This window comes from Acidicapsa dinghuensis, assembly GCF_025685685.1.
GTDB classification, from domain to species: Bacteria; Acidobacteriota; Terriglobia; order Terriglobales; family Acidobacteriaceae; genus Acidicapsa; species Acidicapsa dinghuensis.
Window position 1 is genome coordinate 210,108 of the sequence record NZ_JAGSYH010000004.1, and the last position, 22,404, is coordinate 232,511.

At 52.6% G+C, this 22,404-nt stretch carries 18 protein-coding genes; 3 read left to right on the top strand and 15 right to left on the bottom strand.

The features are described from left to right. The first annotated feature begins 8 nt into the window (after nucleotides 1-8). Together OHL22_RS11905 and OHL22_RS11910 are read left to right on the top strand one after the other, a co-directional pair. Entirely contained in the window at nucleotides 9-452 is a 444-nt protein-coding gene (locus OHL22_RS11905) for a hypothetical protein (protein ID WP_263337364.1), read from the top strand. Between the two features lie 575 nt (nucleotides 453-1,027). Next, a complete protein-coding gene (locus OHL22_RS11910) occupies nucleotides 1,028-1,684 on the top strand; it encodes a hypothetical protein (protein WP_263337367.1) in 657 nt (218 codons plus the stop codon). Nucleotides 1,685-1,907: 223 nt separating this feature from the next. Here the strand turns inward: OHL22_RS11910 and OHL22_RS11915 are convergent, their stop codons facing one another. The 10 genes from OHL22_RS11915 to OHL22_RS11955 form a co-directional block, all read right to left on the bottom strand. After that, entirely contained in the window at nucleotides 1,908-3,605 is a 1,698-nt protein-coding gene (locus OHL22_RS11915; protein ID WP_263337369.1) for a protein kinase domain-containing protein, read from the bottom strand. A gap of 269 nt (nucleotides 3,606-3,874) precedes the next feature. Next, nucleotides 3,875-4,606 (bottom strand): PP2C family serine/threonine-protein phosphatase, encoded by a 732-nt coding sequence (locus tag OHL22_RS11920; protein ID WP_263337372.1) that lies wholly within the window; start codon nucleotides 4,604-4,606, stop codon nucleotides 3,875-3,877. 29 nt (nucleotides 4,607-4,635) lie between these two features. Next, nucleotides 4,636-5,313, bottom strand: a complete 678-nt coding sequence (locus tag OHL22_RS11925; protein WP_263337376.1) for a vWA domain-containing protein — start codon at nucleotides 5,311-5,313, stop codon at nucleotides 4,636-4,638. 9 nt (nucleotides 5,314-5,322) lie between these two features. Continuing rightward, complete coding sequence (locus OHL22_RS25035; protein ID WP_377819210.1) at nucleotides 5,323-5,664, bottom strand: DUF4236 domain-containing protein; 342 nt, start codon at nucleotides 5,662-5,664, stop codon at nucleotides 5,323-5,325. Nucleotides 5,665-5,826: 162 nt separating this feature from the next. Then, on the bottom strand, nucleotides 5,827-6,789 hold the full coding sequence (locus OHL22_RS11930) for a tyrosine-type recombinase/integrase (RefSeq protein WP_263337379.1): 963 nt from the start codon (nucleotides 6,787-6,789) through the stop codon (nucleotides 5,827-5,829). After that, entirely contained in the window at nucleotides 6,786-8,171 is a 1,386-nt protein-coding gene (locus OHL22_RS11935) for a tyrosine-type recombinase/integrase (protein ID WP_263337384.1), read from the bottom strand. The genes OHL22_RS11930 and OHL22_RS11935 overlap by 4 nt, the downstream gene beginning before the upstream one ends. A gap of 458 nt (nucleotides 8,172-8,629) precedes the next feature. Next, complete coding sequence (locus tag OHL22_RS11940) at nucleotides 8,630-9,535, bottom strand: plasmid partitioning protein RepB C-terminal domain-containing protein (RefSeq protein WP_263337386.1); 906 nt, start codon at nucleotides 9,533-9,535, stop codon at nucleotides 8,630-8,632. 8 nt (nucleotides 9,536-9,543) lie between these two features. Continuing rightward, nucleotides 9,544-10,413 (bottom strand): ParB/RepB/Spo0J family partition protein, encoded by an 870-nt coding sequence (locus OHL22_RS11945; protein WP_263337389.1) that lies wholly within the window; start codon nucleotides 10,411-10,413, stop codon nucleotides 9,544-9,546. Further along, nucleotides 10,410-11,960 carry a recombinase family protein gene (locus tag OHL22_RS11950; protein WP_263337392.1) on the bottom strand — a complete coding sequence of 517 codons (1,551 nt, stop codon included), beginning with the start codon at nucleotides 11,958-11,960 and terminating at the stop codon, nucleotides 10,410-10,412. Before OHL22_RS11950 ends, OHL22_RS11945 begins: the two co-directional genes overlap by 4 nt. A gap of 258 nt (nucleotides 11,961-12,218) precedes the next feature. Further along, entirely contained in the window at nucleotides 12,219-12,542 is a 324-nt protein-coding gene (locus OHL22_RS11955) for a hypothetical protein (RefSeq protein ID WP_263337393.1), read from the bottom strand. 1,039 nt (nucleotides 12,543-13,581) lie between these two features. Between OHL22_RS11955 and OHL22_RS11960 the strand changes: the two genes are divergently transcribed. After that, the gene (locus OHL22_RS11960) at nucleotides 13,582-16,542 is read left to right on the top strand and encodes a TonB-dependent receptor (RefSeq protein ID WP_263337395.1); all 2,961 of its coding nucleotides are present in this window, start codon (nucleotides 13,582-13,584) and stop codon (nucleotides 16,540-16,542) included. A 456-nt stretch (nucleotides 16,543-16,998) separates the two neighbouring features. On the opposite strand, the gene OHL22_RS11965 is transcribed toward OHL22_RS11960, so the two are convergent. The 5 genes from OHL22_RS11965 to OHL22_RS11985 form a co-directional block, all read right to left on the bottom strand. Then, nucleotides 16,999-20,040: a P-loop NTPase fold protein gene (locus OHL22_RS11965; RefSeq protein ID WP_263337397.1), complete on the bottom strand. Its 3,042-nt coding sequence runs from the start codon at nucleotides 20,038-20,040 to the stop codon at nucleotides 16,999-17,001. A gap of 847 nt (nucleotides 20,041-20,887) precedes the next feature. Further along, nucleotides 20,888-21,112: a hypothetical protein gene (locus tag OHL22_RS11970; RefSeq protein WP_263337398.1), complete on the bottom strand. Its 225-nt coding sequence runs from the start codon at nucleotides 21,110-21,112 to the stop codon at nucleotides 20,888-20,890. A 103-nt stretch (nucleotides 21,113-21,215) separates the two neighbouring features. Further along, a complete protein-coding gene (locus OHL22_RS11975) occupies nucleotides 21,216-21,431 on the bottom strand; it encodes a hypothetical protein (protein WP_263337400.1) in 216 nt (71 codons plus the stop codon). Nucleotides 21,432-21,447: 16 nt separating this feature from the next. Next, nucleotides 21,448-21,654 (bottom strand): hypothetical protein, encoded by a 207-nt coding sequence (locus tag OHL22_RS11980; RefSeq protein ID WP_263337401.1) that lies wholly within the window; start codon nucleotides 21,652-21,654, stop codon nucleotides 21,448-21,450. 78 nt (nucleotides 21,655-21,732) lie between these two features. Continuing rightward, on the bottom strand, nucleotides 21,733-22,179 hold the full coding sequence (locus OHL22_RS11985; RefSeq protein ID WP_263337402.1) for a response regulator: 447 nt from the start codon (nucleotides 22,177-22,179) through the stop codon (nucleotides 21,733-21,735). Nucleotides 22,180-22,404 lie beyond the last annotated feature (225 nt).

Consider the following 22,404-nt stretch of genomic DNA (forward strand, 5'->3'; position numbering starts at 1 on the left):
ACTCTTAAATGGCAGCAAAAACAACGCGCAAAGCCGCCGCCAAATCGGGAAACAGTGACAAAGGCTCAAAAGAAGCTTGGCGGTCTGAATTCCAACGTCTGTGGACGGAATTGGTTCCGACCACCGGTCAGGCAACGACCGTTCAGGGCGAGCTGGTTCGCGCAATAGGCCGCTTAAGTGACGAGGCTTACCGAAACGGTAATTACAACTTCGATAAAGGCCACAGAATTCAGTGCAAATACCTGCGTGAGAATCTGGAAGACCCTACCGTCTTTAGCGAGACGGAGATTCAGGAAATCGATCGATGGATCGACCGGGTTCTCGACGCGAAGCATCCTGATCTGAGCGGTTCTACGTCCCCCTATTATCGGCTCGCTGAAAGAGTAGTCCAGTGGTGCAAAGCGAAGCCAGAGCCAATTGCGCATCAGCTAAATCCCGCTCTCCATCGATAGGCTACGCTTACGACGTGGAGGTCTGCGGTTTCGATGCTCTCGTATGATCTGCGTGATTGTAGTCTCTCGCCAATGACCACGACTACTTCGTCGGTGAAACCGGATTCCTGGTTCATAATGCAAATCCTTTCGAATGTGATTGCGATAGCGAAGATGAAGCATTAGAAGAAGCGCTGAATCGATGGGGTGCTGATCCGAACAGTCCTATCGAACGTATTCTGGTATGGGGTGGCAGTCCTGCTATGAGAGGGCCTCAAAATCAGCCATATCAAATTATTCGGGCACTGGACGAAGAGGGAGAGATAATCGAATTCCATCATCACTGTTGGGGCCACCATTTTCCAGACGGAACTTTTGAGCCACCGCATTATCATGGCCCAAACGGTGAGCATATTTTCTATTGAGAGGACAAGATGAGCCCACGTCTCTGCATTGATCCGCCCCGCGAGCTTTTCTCGGATATTCTCCCAGCGGGAGCGCTTGCACGATGGGCAAGCCTCTGGATATTGCCTGACAAAGTCCGATTCAGTGGAAAAGATCTACAAACAATTAGCTCTGCATTTGCCGAGAGACGGATGGCCATATGGAAGTCTGGGGCCTACTGGAAATCAGCGATGGATCATCTCCAGCAAAAGCCCGATGTGTTGAATAGGTTAGAGAAGTTCGGGGTATTCAAGCCCGATAACCGAATGATCGGTGAGATCATCTCCCGTTGCACTGTACTCACCGGAGATGCTGCGATAGAGATCGATAAATTCCACCATGAGAACATTTATTCCGACGTCGCATGGGTTGCTTCAAGCGCTTTAGCTGATCTTGAAGACCCATTCCGTGGCTGGAGGTTAGGGAGTCATTCAGCATTAGCTTTTCTCAGAGTCGACGGGAATCAGCCGCACTTATGGGCGAGACTTGTTCAGTCCCTAGGCTTCCAGTGCCTTGCCACAGAAGCTGCTAGAAATCAACAGGCGCTTTCCACTCCAGAATCAATCATGAGTATGGAAAATAGGAACCTAGAGTATTTGACCTTTATTGTTTCTGTTTGCGCCGCCTCAGGGATCCTTGCCAGTATGCAATGTGAAAATTGCGACACGGTTTCAGCAATGGTCTTTTGGGGTCCAAAGGAGGAGTTGGAGAACGTAGCAGTTCGACTAGTCGAGCAGTTCAAGCATATCGACAGTACAGACCTAGAACATTGGCTGGCACGCGGAGCAAGTTTCGTGGTAAGCACCTGAAACTGCAGCTTGACGTTTGTAGTTTATGTTTTTGCAGCGGGCACGCCGATCCACACCAATCATGGTGACGTGCCTGTCGAGTCGATCAAGGTAGGCGATAAGTTTGATGACACGCAACCGAATTTCAGCAGCAGCCTCGCGTCGGTTATTCTAGCGCGGATATTTTCATGAATTCGTGCTCCTCCGAGGTGTGTCGAGGGTCGTCGCTCTCTTGATGTTGGCTTTATAAAACCTTCAATGCCTTCCGGTTCATCTCCGCCTGCGCTAATTGCTGGGCGGCTGAGCGAAGTTGCCCCGCAACCTGACGGCGCCTCGCTCGCCAAACACCGATTGTCTGACGCAATCTTTCGGGGCCGGACCGCAGAGTATTCTGCAGCGCCTGACGTTTCTGTGCGAATTCTTGTTCAAGAGCGTGAATGTCGCGAGTATCAACGGGCCGACGCGGGTCAAAACGAAATTGCGCTTCTTTGCCCCGTCTCCAAGCGATGAGGGTATTAATCTTCACAGGGCCGAATCCCTTTATTCCGGAAATCTTTCCTGCGTCGACATCCCAAGCGTCTTCGATGTTCCACATTTTCAAGATCGCCTTGAACTTGGGACCTATGCCATGGATAATTTCGTCTTCAATTCGAAATGTTTCGAGGAAATGCTGTCGCTGCTTCCTTTCGCGCGCCGCTTGAAGTTCGGCCAGACGTTTCGCTTTTTCTGGTTCCAGGCCCTGATAGTCGGCCTTCGCTCGCGCAAGTTTCTGGCGCTCCCCGACGAATTCTGCCGGAACATTCTCCGAGTCTTTCAAACTTCCCACAGTCGAATCGTATCTCTCTTTCGCCTCCCGTTGATCTTCGTGAAAATGGACCACCAAGGCGCTTCCTTTTTTCCAGAGCGCGTGGGAGCAGAAGAACGCGATAACGATAACACCGATCGCGGCAAAGGACGGAAGGATAGAGAACGCGAAAACCGCCGCAATAACAACGAGCCCGAGAGCGAGGAGATGATATTTGCGTCGCGAACGGACAAGTGCCGGGATTGATGAATGCGGCTGCAAACCTGCCTGGATCTGTTTGATATCCGGCAGTGCAACTTGCTCGGGATTCGCCTTAATCAATTCGATTTCACTCCAGATCGCGAGTAAATTGAATCCGCTTGAGCCCTGGATGATGGCGATCTTGATGCCGAACACAGGTGTGCCCAAAACACCTTCCATCCGACACCAGGGACACTCCGTCAGACGACTGTAGAAATGATGATTAGGATTGCCCTGGCATTGGCGAAGCTCCTTCGCAAGCAGGCTCAATGTATCGACCCAGATTCGTGCGTGCGGTCTTCCGTGAAGTACCGATTCTCGCGTGAAGGATTGCTTGAAAAGTGATCCGATCGAGGCTGGATAATCGTTGAGGCGGGGTATGAACGACGGCAACCTGACTTCTGGCGAAGTTTGCTCGTAGCCATAGGGAAACGCGTACCGTCCAATTGCCTGATCCAGGGAAAGCATCTCGTCGCGCCCGCGATCATACATGCCCATGAAGGGATGACGCCCGAGAAAGAGCAAATAAAAAATCAGGACACCGAGCCCGAACGCGTCGTGCTGTGCCGTTCTCACCTGACCGTTAAAGCTACTTCCTTGCAGTTCAGGGGGCGTGAATTCAGGAACCCCTACCGGGCAGTAGTATTTCCGATCGCCTTCGGTTATCTGGAAGCTGTCACAATCGATCAAAGCGACTGTTGCGTTCTCCGAAATCATCAGGTTGCTGTGATTGACATCACCGATCACCTGCCCACTGTCGTGAATCGTCGCAAAGGCCCGCGCTGTGTTGATTGCGGTATGTAACAAAAACGGGAATTGGGCTTCCGGGAAAAATTTGAGACGGCTCTTCATTCCGTAAAGTTGATGAACCGAATGGAAGCCAGCAATTTTGCGCATCAGGAGACCTCCAGCGCTTCCATTTCGGGTGGATTTCAGAAGTGTGATTGGCCATGCCGCGACAGTCGAAAGTTGCTCACTTCGCAGTCGACACATGGCCGTAAGCTTGGCGGCTTCGTCTGCCCCTAAAGGATTGTGATAGAACTTGGCCACGAGACCACTCTCATTGTCGAGAGACCATACCGATCCCTGCCCTCCCCTACCGATCTCACGACCCAATCGGTAGGTCGATCCGTTATCCCCATAAATCGTGCTACCAGGCGTAAGACTCACAAGCACTCCCGCGTGGCCAAGATCAGTGTCTTGTCGTCATCAGTCTTGGCGTTGACCCGGTCCGATCCGAGAAATTGCTCAAGCTGCGTTTGAATGCCTAAAACCTCTCCGGCAGGTTCGCCATAAAGATAAGGAAAGAAACCGGCAAAGAATTTTGGGTGCGCTTCGCGAGTCTTGAAATCGAGAGCCAGCCTTTCGAGTCCATCGCTGAACAGCGCCACATCCGCGACCCGGAGATCGAGGGAGTCGAATTCAAGCTCATCGGTAACATTTGCGTCCGTTACAAAAAAGGTCATATTCGCGTACTCGCCTTTGTTCGGCCAGAACGCAACGCGATATTCCTCTGTTTCAGCGCAACGAAAACAAATTGCCCCGTCTCCAATTTGCCAAAAGGTACATATGTTGTCCGAAATTATGGCGACTAGAACCGTGCAAGCGAATTCCCGCAGTGGAAGATCGCTGGCCTCCGCCAATTCTTCGAGATCGAGGCGCAACTCAGAGACAGCCCTTTTTGCAAATCCTGATGTGTGCACATCGTCTTCTGGAGCCCGGGTAATGTTGAACGCTATGCGATCACAGACAAGACGCGAGGCTTCAGCCGAACGAGAAGCCGATCCGGCTCCGTCACTGACAATACACACCAGCCGATCGACATCGGCCGCATAGGCACAGCGATGAGCATCCTGGCATATGCCGTTATCTGCTTTAAGATGTGCCGTGCCAATCACCGAAGCCGAAACGTGTTTCCAATCCCCTATCATCCGACGGATCCCCAACCGTTCGGACCGGTCGGGTTTTCCAGTGCAACTTGCGTCCCAACCTGAGACTTGGAGACTGCGGACAGCGAATTCGATAGCCACTTGAAGAGATCCCGAAATCGAAGTTCTTGCAATTTCAGCGGCTCTCGCGTGGTGATTTGCGAAAGTATGTCCATCCGCGCGCCTTCCACCCCAACCGCGAAAAACGAAAAGCGATTGGATGCTTCTCCTTTCTTCACTCGTTCTGCGGCCGCTTGCCAATAATCGGTTGGACCACCGTCCGTGATCAGAAAGACCCATGGGCGATAGTAAGTGACGCCGTTGTTGCGGTAGGTCTGCTTCCGCTGATCCAGCAGATCCAAACCTGCTTCGATTGCGGCGCCGATCGGGGTGTCGCCGCTGGCCATCAACGTTGGCGGCTGGAATATGTCGGGGGTCTGAAATTCACTCAAGGTTTGTACCGGCCCAAAACCAACAATCGCAACTTCGACGCGTTTTTGGGCCATTTCGTCCGCGAACAATTCATCGCGCAATTGACGTATTCCCGCATTCAACTCATTGATCGCTTTTCCCTGCATCGACCCGGATGTATCGAGAAGAAGAAGGCATGGGCAACGTGGTTCGGTGTTTTCGGCAAATTCGACACTCTCTCCGAAAGGTACCTGTTCAAAAGACATAGCTTCCCCTCAAAACAAACGGCTAACCCAGGACAGTAAGAGATAGATCAAGCCCGCCATCACGAAATAGCCGATGGTCGTTGCAAGCTTCCGAGAGGAGACACGCTTCCCACCTGAAAAGGCTGTGTTTCTTTGCGAAGAAACAGCATATTGATTTCCGCGGGATTTCGCTTTTCCTCCAGCATAGGTTCGGTTGTAAATTCCAGTGCCGGGGATCGAGAAGGACTTGTATGGACGACCTTTCGCGTCTCGGCCAATCCGAAAGCCGCGCCCTCCAACAGAATAGCCAAGCCCGCTTTTCGATGCGTTAATACGCAACGGACCGAGATTTAAACTCTTTCGGAAGGCCATATGAACGAGGAGAATAAGAGTTTGTTGTTACAGAGGGCAATGCCACTAAAGAGTAAGCTCTTTGGTTATCTTGCCCGATGCCGATCTTGACCAGGTGGTCGCGGACGTCCTAGCCGGCGCCTTTGGCTCCGACTAATTCAAATACCATTGCCGGAAAGCTACTCAGAGTGACGCGAGAAAATTCATCAACTGCACATTCTCGCACCAGCGCCTCCGTCCTTTCGCTGGACTTAGTTTCTTTAGGTCTTCTTTGAATCGCTCAGGCACAAACGCGAGAAACTGCTCCGCCCTGGTCAATGTTGAATAGCCCATGTAGGTCGATAATGCGGGGATGAGGTCATTGAGATTTTTCCCAGTCCGAATCCATTGTGTGAGCCTATGAACTGCAAATGTAAATCGCAAATCGAGGATACGTGGAACCTGGCATTGTGCTGACGGCATCAAATTTGCATCTTTGCGCAAAACCGCGAATCTTGCCGTTAAGTTGGAATACTGGATTGGTTGGCCGTTATTACGACGAAAAAGCAGATCTTCTCTTCGGCTCAATTTTCGCGTCGAGTTCATGTATTTCGTCAATTCGCGTCGCAGCTCCAATCCAATCGGAAGCGACCGTGGCTGCCGCGTTGAAATGCCATCGACATTGATTCTCCTCTTGGCCAGGTCAACAGATGATCTTCGGAGAACCAATACCTCCTCATGTGTAATGCCAGTCGCGTAGAGCAGCAACAGGATCATGCGAAATGTCTCGCCGCCAAACATGTCGCGTCGCCGGACAGCGTTCTCGGCTTGATGAAGTAAAGTCCGGATCTGGTTGCAAGCATAGATGAACGGTTGGCGGTCGGAACGGGGTCTTGGAGGCTTCTCCAAAACAAGTTGAGACATTTGGTGGCGGATAACATAAAAATCCACGAAACCTTTAACGATACTAAATTTACTCCCGGACGTTTTGGGCGCAAACCGCGAGGCGCTGGTAAATTTTGCGATCTGGCTCGACGAAAGGTCGCCAAGGTCGATATTGCCGCAGTGCTTGCAGAGAGCACGAAGCACGGCTTGGCCGCTCATAAATTGCAGCCCTTCCACGCGCCTGCGAGTTACGTACCGTTCCACCGCCTCGAACAGTTTCATAGGACACTGCGGAGACTAAAGTCCGCTACCTTCCGCAAAGTACGAAGATCGCAATGAGCATAGATGCTCACCGATCCCAATCCACGATGGCCTAAAAAGTCCGCAATTCCCCCAAGCGAGGTTCTTTTACGCAATAGCTCAGTCGCACATGCGTGGCGAAATGCATGTAGTCCACACGGCGGTTCAATCGCCTTTGTTCTTCTCAGAAATGCCACCATGGATTGTGAGAGGTGTACAACGGGCCGATACGGCGTCTTTAAGGTTAAGAAGAGGTTCCGAACAGCAGATCGCGGTCGGACCGTTCGCAAATATCGAATAATGGCCTCGCCTACTTCATACTGTAGAGGGAACTGTTGGGTTCGTCCGCGCTTCGCCCGGTGTACCGTCAGAATCTCATTGCGCCAATCCAGATCTCCAAGAGTGAGACGGACGATTTCAGAACACCGCATGCCATAGATGGAAGCTAACATCAAAATTGCCTTGGCTCGGCAATGGGATGGTTTCGAATCATCTAGGAACGCCAGCATCGCGCGTACCTGTTTCCATGCCGGACATCCCACGAACGTGTCGCGATTTCGATAACGAGGCACTTTAATCATCTTGCTCAAGCCGCAAGTGTTCCAGCCGTGCTGTTCTGCGAAACCGAAGAACGTTCTCAGGGATTTGCAATGTGCAACGATGGAGTAGTAGCCGCAACCAGTCTCTTTCTGTTCTGCGAGAAACAAACCCACATCTTCCAAAGTGACTGATGCTAGAAAAGTTCGCCGCAACGAGACCCATTTCAGAAACCGCTTGATCCGGCCTGCTGTGCCTTCGATGGTCACGCGTTGGTAGTGCATTTCATATTGCAAGGCGCTTACATACTGTTCGAGATATTCCTTGAAACGAAAGGATTCCGGTGGCCTAAACTCATAGCGGCCCAGAAATCGAAACCAATTACGTGCGGCAGCTCTAAATAGTCCTGTCCTGTTTGCGCGACCGCGCGCGTTCGCGGATACTTCTGAGGCCCATTCGAGTGAAGCGCGAGAGATTTCAGATTCACCGATCATCAGCGACTCGGTATAGCGAACGTGTTGCAGCACGTGACATACGAGCGTCGCAGTGTTGATTACATATTTCCGGCTTCGGCCCAATCGAAGCAGATATGCGAGATACGCCTCTCGTTCCTCTAGCATTGGCATACTCATGTGCCGCTGAATTGCACGCGCTTGGACGAAAAGACCCTCAATGACCTTAAGCGAAGCTTCCTGTTTGGGATTTGCTTCGGCCTCGGATTGAAGCATAGGCTCGCTGTTTTTTGCTGTCAGCAAGTTATCTGGATCGGAAAATCGAGCGTCGTCGACATACTGCTCATCCGAGATAAAACACGCATTCGCTTCCATGAATCCCTCCAGAGACAAAACAAGAGAGAAACCGAATATAGCCCGTTGGAACCAAAAGAAGGTTGGCAGGATGGGTCAGATTTTTGGAGAAATCACTCGCTAGTTGATATGCGAGGTTGAGTTCTCGGTACCGACGGAGAAATCCTCTTGGCCGTCATTACGATGCTTTAGTCGCACATGCTGATCAAAGTGCGCTTGGATCCATTTTAGATTGTCGTCGGCAGATAAAGAATGTGGGTCGGGAACCGCCATTTGTTCAAGGCACGCCAGGCACATTCCCGTCGTTGGCATGCCATCATCCTCCGCACCGATTATTAATACTGGTTTGATCTCCATTCAAAGAGTTTAACGAAATTAGCTCACTTACCACACCAGCCAAATTTTTCACGATACTAGAGATAGGAAGTAAAATCCGGTTGCACCGGAGGTTGGAGAGGGTTACTTCCGATTGCTGTACGTCACTGGTTTCCGGGCGAGATAAAGCTCGCACCTTGCTTGTCCGTTTCGTACCTCTTTAAAATATTGTCCTCGAAAACACGGAGGATGTCAGAGTGCTTTCGGTCTAAATATCGACGGACTTTGGGATTCCCGATTAAGCGACGGACGTATCCGAGGCAAACGGCAGATACAAGAGCTTCCTTACCCAGATTGGCCTTGAGGCGTTTGAGATCCTTTACCAGATTCTCATTCTCCAGGACAAAAGAGTTTCTTATCGTCGATGACGCTGAGTTTTGTCTCTGGCTCGGATTAGCAAGCAGATCAGACTTGGTGGCCAGTAGGATGGCATGCACAAAACTGGCACTGTAAACTGAACTGGCTATCATGTGTTCGGCAGCTTCAATCTGACGTAACGGTTTCATTTTCTTCAAGTAACCGATGGCCCTGGCACTAACCATCTTTGTCTCGAGAAGCTTTACAGCTTCAGCGCAGACTCCATCCAACATAGTGCGCTTTCGTTTGATTGCTTGCACATCAACGTGAAGGGCGGCGGCGATTCGCTCTTCCGATAACCCATTTTCAAGCGCCTTCTGCAGCATCAAATGCTGAGCCACAGGCGGAATAATGTTCACGCGCCTGTTGTAGGTATATGCTTCGTCATCAGTGGCGATAATGCATTTGGCCACCGAGATTCCCTTCCTCTTGAGAACGTCTAGTCGAAGGTGTCCATCCAGAAGCAGAAATTGGTTGGCATTTTGTGGATAGACGACAAGCGGCTCGATCATTCCTACTTCTCTGATTGATGCTTCGATCTGTTTATAGAACAGGACCCGTCTCTGATCATAAGGAATCTGGCGCTGAGGAATAATGCTCGCTATCGAAAGTTGGACAACTGAGCGTTCAAAGGAAGCTTTGATTAGAGGCACCTATCCTCCTATTTCATTCGTAGACGCAGGGGTTCTGGCATGTCGAGCAAACCCTCCGCCCGGAGTAATGTGCGGAAGTCCTCATCCGCCAGCAATGCTTCCATTGCAGATACAATCACCAGAATTTGCTCGCCTAGATGATCTGCCCTACTAACAAGCTGTTGCTGTTCGGCAATTCGCTCCTTGTATATTCGAATGAGTGCTGATCCGGTGATCGGTGCACCGTCGTCCCGTCCTGAGTCTGAGTTCGTTTCCTGATTGGCTGAACGTTGCTTGATCATCTTGCGTACTGCCTGAAGCCGCGAACCACGAAACTCACCACTCTTGTAGCCTTCCGCGAGAGCTTGCTGAATGTTTTCATCGTTTCCATTCGCTATAGCGACAGCTACCGAAACCGGCAGTTCTTCTCCTTCTACCGCTTGAATGAGCCGTGTTTCCCCGTTGCGGACGAGGTGAACCATTCCCGTTACATAGGTTCGGCCCAGCCCGAGCTTGTCAGAAATAGTGGTGGTGTCATAACCGCGGGCCAGCAAACTCTTGATTTCGTAGTAGAGGCTCTTGTGCGAGGGAGCTTTGCGAGCGATATTTTCGACCAGGCTCATGAGATATCGATCTGGCTCTGGCGCTTCGATCACGATTGCCGGTATATCCGAACCTCCAAGTTCTTTCACTGCTTCCAATCGGCCCTGACCGCAAACTAAATCAAACGTAGCACCCTCCTCTGTCGGCTCCGCGCGTCTCGATACTGTAATCGGCTTTTTCAAGCCGACCGCCCGGATGCTTGCAACGAGCGCTTGCCATACTACCTGATTGCGCTTTCTTGGATTGGCGATCCGAATATTCGCGACAGGAATCATCTCAATTGGCTGAGGATTCATGCGATCGCCTCAATCTGTGTTCGGCGGGCGATCTCAATAAAGTAGTCCAGCGTTTCGAATCGATAGACATCGAGAGTCAGCGGGTTGTCATCGCGGAGGTGAATCCGATCACCGAACTCGAACACTCTTGGCAGAATGTAGTAGTCAAATATCGCATCGTTTTCAGGGGTCAGACGAGCGGCGATGGTTATATCGGGACGCAGCAATGAATCAAATCGCACCAACCATCGTCGGGCTCCGGATGCGAGCGATTTACAGCGAACAACGACAACCGACACCGAGTACTCGTCGTTGATCGTCAAAAGATCTGTATCCGGATCGACGGATAGAGACGCTCCGTTAGCGCGAAGTTGCTCCGATATCGTCGAGACGAGTTCTCCATATCGTCTCCGAAGATGGCGATTAATCTCCACGTATTCCAAGTCGCGTAGCGGCGTCCATCCAATCAACTTGTATGCACGGATCAGACACCCGAATCGCCGGGCAATTGTCGAGCAGGTGGGAAGCTCATCGCACTCCTCAATCAACAACCCTGTCAAATAGCCCTTTGCGTTGAGTAAGCGTTTGAGGCGGATCAGGATCTCGTCGTTCGAAAGATGGCTATTGCGGGAGAGAATGATTTGTTGAGCCTGAGTGAACTGGTCATGGTCGATCACCGGCTCAAAAGCGTGATGTCTTTGAATCCATTGCTCCGGAGGATTGTTAATCCGCTTGACGTGAAGCTTATAGGAGGTTCGGTTGTAGGTGTTCGTCCCAATGTATTTGGGGTTGGTGAGGATTTGACGTATATTCTCACGAGTCCAACAGCGGCCAAATTGCCAGGGCACACCTTCTGCGTTTAGCCATTGCGCAATTTCTGTTTCCGAACGACGCTCTTCTAAAAACCTGCGATAGATCTGCCGAACGATCGAAACTTCTATCTCCGGGCCTGGGACGAGGATCACTCGATCGGTTTGAAGACTCTTGCGGTCCCCGTGTCCGAGCACTTGTTTGAATTGATGGTTTTGATCGATTAAATGCCGGCGCAACCCGTATCCCGCGGGACCACCCTGCCTGTATCCCAATTCGATGAGCCGTCTTTGGCCCGCCCATACTTTCACAGACAGTTCCCGGCTGTACTCCCCTGCCATCCCGCGCTTTACCGTTTTCAGAAGAGCTGAGGAAAGGCTTCCGTCGTTCCTGAACTCTTCGGCGCAGTAGTGCACCATCACGCCAGATGACGTCAACGAGAATTCGTACGAAGCACCCTGATCTGGGTTCTGAAAGCGTCCCCAGCGGCTCACATCGTATACCAGGACCGCCACAAAATCGACATCGCCACTACTTACATCAGCGAGAAGTTGTTGAAGTCCGGAACGGCCGATCAGAGTGAGTCCGCTCTTGCCATGATCCGAATAAGTTCGAACAATGTCCATATCATGCGCTTGCGCATATCGCACGATTGCGAACATCTGGTTCTCGGTTGAGTATTGCTGATGCTCAGTGGACATGCGCACATATTGCGCAACCGGTGAGCGAGATCTGGATGAGGAACTGGAATTATCCATCTGAAAAGAGCCGAGAATTGATTAGGCTCAATTCTTGGCCACTGATGATGAAGAGGGAATGTAATTTCGGTTACAAGAATACGAACTATTCATAAACCAACGCCGCATCCGCCTTCGATGCAACATCACTTTCCTGACATACTTTGCGACATACACAGCATTCAACTCAAGATCAATCGAACACTCCAGCCGCATTTTGATCGATATCCAGGCTGTTCTATATCTCGCGTTCATACTACGCTGACCTCAGGCTTGGGCTCACTCGCAGGTCACGCAAATCAAGGCACTGGAGTGGTTTGCGTTTGATTGCAGGAACTCAATAACAGCTGTGGCACCTTTAATTTTGTCACCCTTTGTGTTCGTGAGAAGCTCTTTGGTTTGACGCTCCACAGAAGCGAGCGCTTTTGCCAAGTCGTTGGAATCATCGCTCCGCATCTCCCCATAACGACCATCGGTCGATCCACCACTGACTAACTCGTCATTTTGCTCAAGCCAGTCAAGGGTTCGCTCAAGCAAAGTTGGGGCAGGATCCTCTTGACGCGATAGTTCTACGCTCGCGCGTGTCACTTCATAGCTGCTCATGGACATACTCCCGCTTACAATGTCAACAAATCGTTTTGCTTGATATCAGTAATCTTGCATCATTACCGGTTGGCGCGCCACACCCTATTTGGTGTAAATGCTGGCCTGACCGTGTCAATACAAGTGGTGCGATGAGTACCACTTGTGGACTAGCAGATGGCTTGATGCGTACCGCGCATTCCGATCTACAGTGGAGTGTGGTCGCATCACCTGTTTGCATCCCTATCGAGAGGATGACTCAAGAATTGTCGTCCATCCTTAATGAACGCATTGGCAGAGTCTGCTTGACAAAGTCGTCCAACACATAACGTCCGGATACATGAGATTCGAAAACGAATTCGGACAGAATCCATCCACGGTTGTAGCGTGACCCGGCATTCAACTGAGTAGGAACGAGGGCCAGTCGGTGTCACTAGATCCATAATCGCCTGACTCATTGGCGGCGGATTAGTACGGAGTGTCCGCCAGTATCTACAAATCCAGTCCACCTGGCCGTAAAACCGGCTACCGGGATAACTGGCTTCGTCACTCGCAATGAGATCTGTAGGAGAGTTGTGTACAAGATGGCGACTGGACGAATTGGTTGACAACAACAGACCGGCTAATAAGGACAGATACGCGCGCAACTCATCCTGGCCAGGAGAACTCCTCTCCTTCGAAGGCCGAATACATTTGCGCAGACTTGTCTTCTTGCCCTCAGCTTTTCCTTGCAGTCACACGGCGGACCATACATATTCGTCCATGTTGGTTTTGACCTCTGCCGTGACAAGCACAGGGTGCTGGGAATTCCACGTGGCTGTGAAAGCTCGTTTGCAGCGCAGGTTTCATGCGGCGTCCATACTTACAGCTCGTTTATCAAGAGCCGGTAAATCTTCTTTCAATCTTCGATGAATCCAGCTGAACCTTCAGATTGCCTTCAGCTTCGGCTCCATAGACTTGGTTCTCCAGCACCAGACTGAGTCGTGTTGTTTGTTTATGCCGTTCAATAGCGCACGAATCAGCCAAAAGCGATTGACTGAATTCACTTCCAGGAGAACCCGTGAAGTCCAAAACCTTCTTTGCATTTCGTCCTGCTTTGCTCCTCGTCTCTGTATTGTTGGTTTCGATCTTTGTACCCCGTATCAGCGCACAAACAAAGGGCGTGATCTTTGGTGGAACCGCGCAAAATCAAGCCGGATCCATTTCTGGTACGCTAACGGATTCTGCTGGCGCCGTATTGAGAGGAGCCCAGGTATCCGTCCCCGCCAAAGGCCTGATTGTTTCCACTGACGAGCAGGGCCGGTTTTTCTTCAGTGGCCTACAGTCCGGTGACTATGAGATTTCCGTCAGCTACATTGGCTTTCAGAAACTGACAAAAACCGTCACGGTGAATGCGGGGATATCGACCCTTGTGAGCCTGCAACTCCAGGTCGCCTCGAACAACCAATCCGTACTGGTGACGGCGACGAGCGCTTCGGCTGAAGTGGAAGCGGTCAATGAAGAGCGCGCCGCGGACAACCTCATCCAGGTCATGCCTAGCCAGACCATCACCAGCCTGCCAGACCGCAACTTGGGCGACGCGATCGGTCGTATGGCCAGCGTCGCCCTGACGCGCAATGAGGGTCAGGATAATTTTGTGGCAGTGCGCGGCACTGAGCCCCGCTTGAACAATACCACCGTCGACGGCTTCAACATGCCTTCCGAAGATCCCGGTATCCGCGAATTCGATTTCTTCGCTGTTCCCACTGGTATCGTGGATTCGGTCAAGGTGAGCAAAACCCTCGAAGCCAACATGGATGGCGACGGTATCGGCGGCTCCATCAATCTCGTCACCAAAACCGCGAGCGATACCCCGACCTACCAAATCACCGCCATGGGTGGCATCAGCGCCATGGGTGGCTATACGCCAATCGAAAACGCCCGTCCAAACGCGAATGTATACGGCACCTGGGGCAGGCGCTTTGGGGCCAACAAGAAGCTTGGCTTCATCATCGGCGGAGAGTATGACTTCGATGGCACCGGCTATAACGACGTCGAGCCCACCCCGGATATGGCCTCGCTCGCCAACAATCAGACCGTAGTGTGGGATGACTCCCAGGACCTCCGCACGTACATGTTCCACCGCCCCCGCTATGGATCGGGCGGCAGCCTGGATTACCGCATCAAGCCCGGCTCCACTATCTTTTTGCGCTATCTCTATACCTTCACCCGCGACAGCGGCGACAAATCGGTTTACAGCCTTTTCGACAACACGCCCGGCGTCCAATTGATCAATCCCGGCAACACCGGCTGCGCCACCAACACAACCACAGGGGCAACCGCTCCGCCATGCAACACCCCACCGCGTTACTATAACCAGGCTGAAGACGCCCGGATTTATTCCGACAGCATTCAGCTCAGCGGCACGCATGTTCTGACTAATACCTGGTACTCGTGGAGCGCCGCGGTCGGAGCTGGCTACTTTGGCGATAATCCTTTTGAGTCGGGCAACTTCACCGACGTGGCCAGCACCAGTTCCTGCCAGTTCAACCAAGGCGCGACCACGGACTACCACCTGCCCCAGTGGACCCCGGCATGTTTTGCCGAGATCAACAGCCCCCAGAACTACGCCTTCACCGGGACCCAGCGTGAGCCCGGCCACGAGGAGCAGATCAATATCGGAGTTCAGGGTTCGGGCGCATTCCGCTGGCACCTCGGCGGCCATCTCTCCACGTTTGAGTACGGGGCTAAGTTTCGCAGCATGCACAAATACAACAACCAGTACAACGACTACGCGAATTACGCCGGCGCCGGCGCCGGTGTCCCGATGACGAACTTCCCCAACCAACTCACGCAGCCGAACTACTACAACGGCGCGTACAAGGACGGCTACAATGTTTGGTTCGGCGCCGTCCAAAATTACGTTAACCAGCATCCCGCCGATTTCGCCTTTTCCAACGACAAGGGGGTGAATTCCGCGAACTACGGGCTGGTCGAGCATATTCCGGCCTTCTACGTGATGAATACCACCGACTTCTCCAACGGCGTCCGCCTGGTCTTGGGTCTGCGCGCTGAGATCACCACGGAGAACGTGCACAACCTGGCGTTCGATCCCAACGGCGATGCCACGCCGAATCACTTTTCAGGCTCCTATTACGACCTGCTCCCCAGCGCGTCGCTGCGCTTCAACGCCGGACGCGACAGCTATATGCGCCTGATCTACGCACGCGGCGTCTCCCGCCCCGAAGAGCAGTGGCTGGCGGAAGACGTGAGCTGGGGCACCGGCGGAAACGGCGCCTACAAAAATACCGTCGCCTTTGGCAACCCCAATCTCAAGGCGGAAACCGGCGACGATATCGACGTCCTCTACGAACACTACTTCAAGACCTTCGGCGTGTTATCCGGCGGGTATTTCTTCAAGTATCTCTCACTTCCGCCTGTCAGCACCCAGAAGGTGCTGGACAACTACCTGCCTCCGGGCGCGCCATCTTCGGATCAGGGCACGTATCTCGCTACCTACTACATCAACGCCGGCAGCGCTTGGATCAGCGGCATTGAATTACAGTACCTGCAGCACTGGTCCAATCTGCCCGGCTTCCTTGGCGGCCTCGGCATGAATGCCAACTACAGCTACATCGGCTCCCAGACCAGCGGCATCGCCGGGCGCAGTGATAAGCCGCGCCTGCTGGAGGACGCTCCCAATCTCTTCAACATCGGGCCCACCTATAATCGCGGTCCTCTCGCGATGCAAATGAACATCAACTTCAACGGGGCCAGCATCTACCAGTATCAGTATGCCGACGGGGCGCCAGGCGGACTACAGGGCCCGCTCGGAGACTACTATAACTATCCCCACACCCAGGTAGATGCCCAAGGCAGCTACGTGCTTCCCCACGGCCTGAAGTTGATCGTCTCCGGACTGAACCTTACCAACGAGGAATTCGGCTTCTACTATGGCAGTCAGAAATACGACACGCAGCGCGAGTTCTACCATCCTACCTATTCGTTCGGCGTGAGCTGGTCACCGCAACGCGAAAAATAATCCGCCGAAACTGAGGCATGTCAGCAGTGAAACAGACGAACCGGGTCGATCTCTACATTGAAGCGGAACTCTCGACTGCGGCGGTCGGACATTTTCACGTAACACGCACAATCTACCAGTATTTCTTCAACAAATGCATACGACCATATTGGGGCACGCTGGACATCAAGCAGTACGCACAGTTGAGATTGAGCGTTGGCTACGAGTCCAAAAGCGACGCGAACGGCAAGCTAAGCTCTCGTTGGAAACCATGTGGACGAGCAGGCGACTTCCCGTCAAGGTGGATCGCGGATCCCCTCTACCCTAACAAGGGAGAGAGTCCGCGTCGGCCGTCTTCGACGTTATAGAAACAAACAATATGACTTCCGATATGACGATTTCAGCGGCCACAATGAGACCTGAACTGAACAAAAGCACGGCGCAGGGCAGCCTAGCAGTGCCGAATTCTATCTTGCCTCATTCCAATGCGGAGACATGGCTATTGCCTGTTGCGCCGACTTGAATCGTCGAACCACCTGCGTCCACTGAATGATCAGCCGATTCGTCTGAGCCATTCTCCCTGGGCAGGAATGTTTGTGGATCCAGTCCGAATATCCCGCACTGGTCTTTGTAGTATTTCCGAATCTCCCATGCGGCCAGGGCGGGAGCGTTCGCACCCCCCAGGGCCAAACCTACCAAAACCTCATCGAAGTCCGCGTGCTGATCACGCAACTTTTGTCCTTGATCGATTTCACCCTGACCTGATTTCGCGGCCACAAGCCGCAGATAGTTCAATAGACGGCGCACTTCTCGCGGACTCTGATATAAGTCGAAGATTGCCTTCGTATGATGAACCAGAGCTCTCGTAAAGCGTGGGTCCTCTGTCGCCTGATCCAGGTTCGCAGGCCGGGTGAGCCTCGCAACAAGAGCCAGCAACATCAACATCGATGGGATGCCAATTAACATCGCATTCCGCCCGAGCCAGCCATCATAGCTGTTTGACGGCCCGCCTTCGCTGGCGCGATTGGGGAACGGAAGCGTCGAGTTGGCCCGGTCTTGCGTGGGTGCCGTTTGTCGATTCGTGACACCAGCAGCCACCTGCTGCGGTTGCCCGGTACCATCAGTTTCTGCCTTCCCAACTGCCACCGTGGCCGCCGGTTTCGACGTGCTGGCCCGAGAGGTCCAAAGAACCGCGGCGAAGACCAATAGTACCGGAAGCGTAAGGGTCGCTAGCATTCGTCCATATCGCGGAAGCATTCCAGCTTCTGCTTTCACGATCCGCGGCCTTTCCATCATGTCTGCAAAGTGCTCAGCAGTAGGCGCCTTAAGATTCAGCCGCACGTTCACAATTTTCTTTAGGTAATCCCGTGCATACGCTACGCGGAGATGTACCCGATTTACTTCCTGATTGTCGACCTTCTCCTCTCTCTCAACCCTTTTGTTCTCCGCTTCCAGTAGCGCCAATTCCTCAAACTGCTTCGCAACCAACGTTTCTACCTTGCTGTAATCAGCACCTACCACTACAAACACCGGAGCCACGGAGCTGAGGAAGTTGATTGCCTCTAGGATCTGGACGACTTGCTCGGGCCGGCAGCGGTCAAGATCATCCAGAAAGATCACCAGCCTTTGGGGCTTGAGCGCTTCCGCAACGTCCTTGAGATTCTCAGCAAACTCCTGCCGCACATCTGACTTCCCTACAAGCGATGGTAGCTTTAATGCCTCTTTGAACGTGTCCACCAGGAAGCCGCCGGCGTTTTCTATGAGTTTTTCGGGATTACTCTTGAAAGCCTTTCCCAGACCGAGAAAGACACCCGCGATGGCCACGTACCCAGCCTTTGTAAGCCAGCTCCCCCAACCTGCCGATGGAAACAGCGACGGCATCGCAACCCGCAGCGCTAGAAATCCTGTTGCCAACAGCACAAGAGCCAGCCTGTCCCGTCGCGCCGGGTCGAACATCCTCACCCGAATCAGGTCTAGCCGAAAGCTCACTCCCGTTGCGCTCAACCACTGGGGTACCGCCTGCCTTTGCACGGTCTCTAGAAGATATGCAAGAAGCAGATCTTCACGCTGGTGATGCCAGGCGTTGAACCACACCGTCACTGCCACGCGATTTCTCTTGAGATTTGCCTGCAGCATCCGCATCACGGAGCTCTTGCCCATTCCCCACCGCGCCTGTAATGAGATGACCAGTGGTGGCTCGGTGTTTGGGTTCGTCAAATAATTCGTCAGTCGCTCCACCAGTGCCTTCTGCCCCAACCTGTCATCGTCTAGGCTCTCTATCGGAGCGTCTGCGGAGACTATGTCATCGACCATCGCTTTGGGCCGGCGCTCCGGTGATGTGGACCACACGAAGAGAGGGATGAAGAACACCATCGACGCGAAGAACCAGGGTGCCGCGTAACGACGGTACGGCGCGGATTCTTGAGGTTTCCACGTGGTTCCTCCGTCCGTCGTGTGCAGAATCGTCCCACCGGTCCCTACAATCCACCCGTTCGACTTGTCCGCGAAAGAAACTCCCCTCAGATGCTCCATTGTCCCCGAGCCCTGCGAAACCCAGCTTGTGCCTCCGTCCGTGGTGTGAATCAGAGTGCCGTTATCCCCGACCGCCCATGCTTCGTTCGGAGCTGAAAACGAGATTCCGTAAAGATAGAACAAAAGCTGATTCATCTTGGCTGCCGCCCATTTTCCTTGATTGAGACAGGTAATGTGCGACAAGTTAAAGTCATACACAGTGCAACCTTGCTCGAACGTCGCATCGGAAAACGCAACAATCGAATTCCCATTACCACCTGAAAAAGGATTCGACACCTTACTCCATGTGGTCCCGCCATCTTGAGTCGAGACAATGTCACCGATAGGAACATTCATCAATACGGCAAGCCCACCCGTGCCGTTAACTCCCACTCCGCGCCGGTTATCGAAGAACTGTATGCTTCCCACTGCCGTATCCGGCGTATTTGGGAGTGCCCGCCAAGTCTTCCCGCCGTCACTCGTCACTCTGAGTTCTACCGAAGGAGCTGACACTTCGATCCACCCGTGCTGATGATCAGCAAACGAAATGGAAGTGAACTCACCCGCTGGCTCGAACCATTCAGGAGTCCAGTGCTCTCCGCTATCGGTTGTGCGCAGGATCTCATTGTGTCCCGCGAGTGCCAAAACTTCCTTCCCGTTAGTACCCGGAACAACTGTCACGGATCGAATATAGAATCCGCGTATAGGGGGCCGGTACCACGGGTTCACCTCATAGGGATAGAAGAACCAGCTCATCGCCCAAGCGAAAGGTTCACGTGGAAGAAAACCCGGCCGCGGGGGCTGCAGCCACGCCACCAATGCCAGCACCGGCACCAGAAAAAGGCCACTATAGAGAGCGGTCCTTTTCGCCTGTGCCTTCGTGCTGCGCTGATCGGAAACAGACCGGAGAGTGGTCGGTTGTGGCTGAGGCGAATCGTCCTCTTGAAACTCGCTTCGTGAAGATTTCGGCGCGGCCTTCTTCCTCGCGGGGGGAATCGCTTTAGACATGTTGCGGCCTCACTGGACTTGGTTGGAGTAGAGCGAGGAATATGTCCGCGAAATGGACGCGGGAGAATGTCTAAAGATAGCGCAGACTCATATCCAAAAGAAGAGAAAAACTCACCTTGGAATGCTTAAGTATTTGCAGGCAGATTTGAGCCAGCATCAGTCGGTTCGCAGACAGATTCTATCCCTGTACTCGATCGTTCATTCTTGCCAGCCGGAAGTTGTCCCCAGGGTGCCCCTCAACGGGCAATGGCGCAGAGTGCGGTTCTCGTACGAACCGAAGGAACAAGTAGTTCCCAAACTGGTTGCCGAACGAAAATGGCCACCTCGATCCAGGTAGCCGATCTACTCATCACCAACTCACTCACCGATACAAAAAACGGCTTCTGAGCGAGTGACCGGCAACGCTGACCCAACGTGCGCCAAATCACGCGGTCGAAGTATTTGAAGTGATTCGGTACGGCGAAGCGATCAAGATCCATCGATCCGTGTCCCGTCAAGTTGACGTAAAACGCGCATCTCGGACAAGTAGGTCAGATCGCGTGATGGGTTTTCGACCTCGAATAGGGAACGATAAACCACGCTGACTTCCATAACGCCATTTCTCATGCTGAAGGAAGAGCTGACACGCAGCGATCAATAACACCCCTCTCGGACCCTGATAAAACCTGGTCTCGCCGGTGCTCAGTGTGACTGTTGTGTGCCTTATTACAACCTTGAGGTTCCGCTGTGATCGATGAATGAAAGGTCGTATCCGATTAGGTTTCTACCCAATCAACATCGACCTCTGCCGTGACAGTTATTTTAAGGAATGTAAGTTGTGTAGCGGGCAGGTTTTAGGTAGCACCAATCAATGATGCCTCATCGTTGGAAGAGTGATGACCGGGGTGTTGTCGGTTGGCAATCCGAGTGATGCACGATAGCGATTGTAGGCGCTGTAATACAGGCCCACTAGCCCAAACATGAGCAGCGTGAACGCAGTAAGAATGCCAATCGCAATTGCGTCTTGGACAGCGAGCTTATGTAGTGGATGAATTTTCCCCCACGCTTCGTAGAACTTGATGCTGGTCTTCATCATTTCAAGTTTAGGTCATTGGCCTTAATGCGTTGGTCGGATATGTGATCGCGGAATGTTTGCGACGAAAGCTCTGATCTATTTCTTAAGCAGCATTACTTTCCTACTCAATTCTGGAATCAATGGGTTGTGAACGGTCCCGAAGGTCGCTCACGAACATCATCACTTTTTTCCCGTTCCAAAGAACGTCTACGGTACGGTCACCCTTACGCGCGGCAATCGGTATTTCGACAATTTGCCCTGCCGGTACTGCCGTTGCAAGACCTGTCTCTGCGGCGACGCCAAAGGTCGGTTTGGTGAGGCGGAGCTTGCCAACCATACGCATTGCTCTTCAGTCAGACGGGAACAGTGGTGTTTTTTAGGTCTTCAGTGAACATCAGGAGCTTTCGGTCGTCCCAGATCACTTCCATTAGCCTGTCACCGTTGAACTTCTTGGCGGTCAGATCAAGAACAGCACCGGTAGGGATGGTGATGGCTTCATGCCCATCAGCACCGGCAAACATCGCGAGTAAGGGAGTGTTGAGTCGATGGCGGCCTAGCATGGCATCCCCTCTTTCCGCATCCGGTTGAAAGAGGAGCACGGCACTTTGCAAGGGCGGCTCTAAGAAGCGAATGTGTCTTTAATATACGCTTTGTGCTAAATCACTGGGCCGGTCGCAGGCTGCACCGGCAAGAAGGACGACCGTATCCAACGTCCTATCGGGAGTTCTAGGCGCAACGCAGCCGGTGATTACGGTGGTCAAATCACCTATACCGATTGGATATGTGAGAAACGCATCGCCTCCGTGCAGCTTGCCAGAAATATCCTGCGACGCTGTATGGAATATGAATGCAACGTGGTCGAATTTCGACGTTGCCCTTATGCGTCGGCAAAGCTCATAACCACTCATGCCGGGTAGATTTACGTCCGAAAGGATCACGTCAACATAGAGCTTGTCCAAGTCGGCCAACGTCGTTTCTGCATCCGCTCCATACCATGCTGCATAGCCACGGATCGATAGCAATTCAGCGAGACCTTCGGCATGTGCCTTATGGTCATCGACAACCAAGATTCTCATTTCAGTCATGGCAACGACTCCTGCAATGGGTAAATCGAACGCCAGGGGATGGGGGATGTGGAAATCAGAGAGGGTTAACGAGAAGCTGGTCAGAGAAGTGCGACTTGAGTATCGTGCGCAGAAGGTCCATCAATCTGTCCAAAATGAAACAGTTGTGGGTTTAACCAACCGTCAGATTGAGCACTTATAAGTGTTCGAATCGCATCCGGAATGCAGCCTCGGCATCCATGCGAC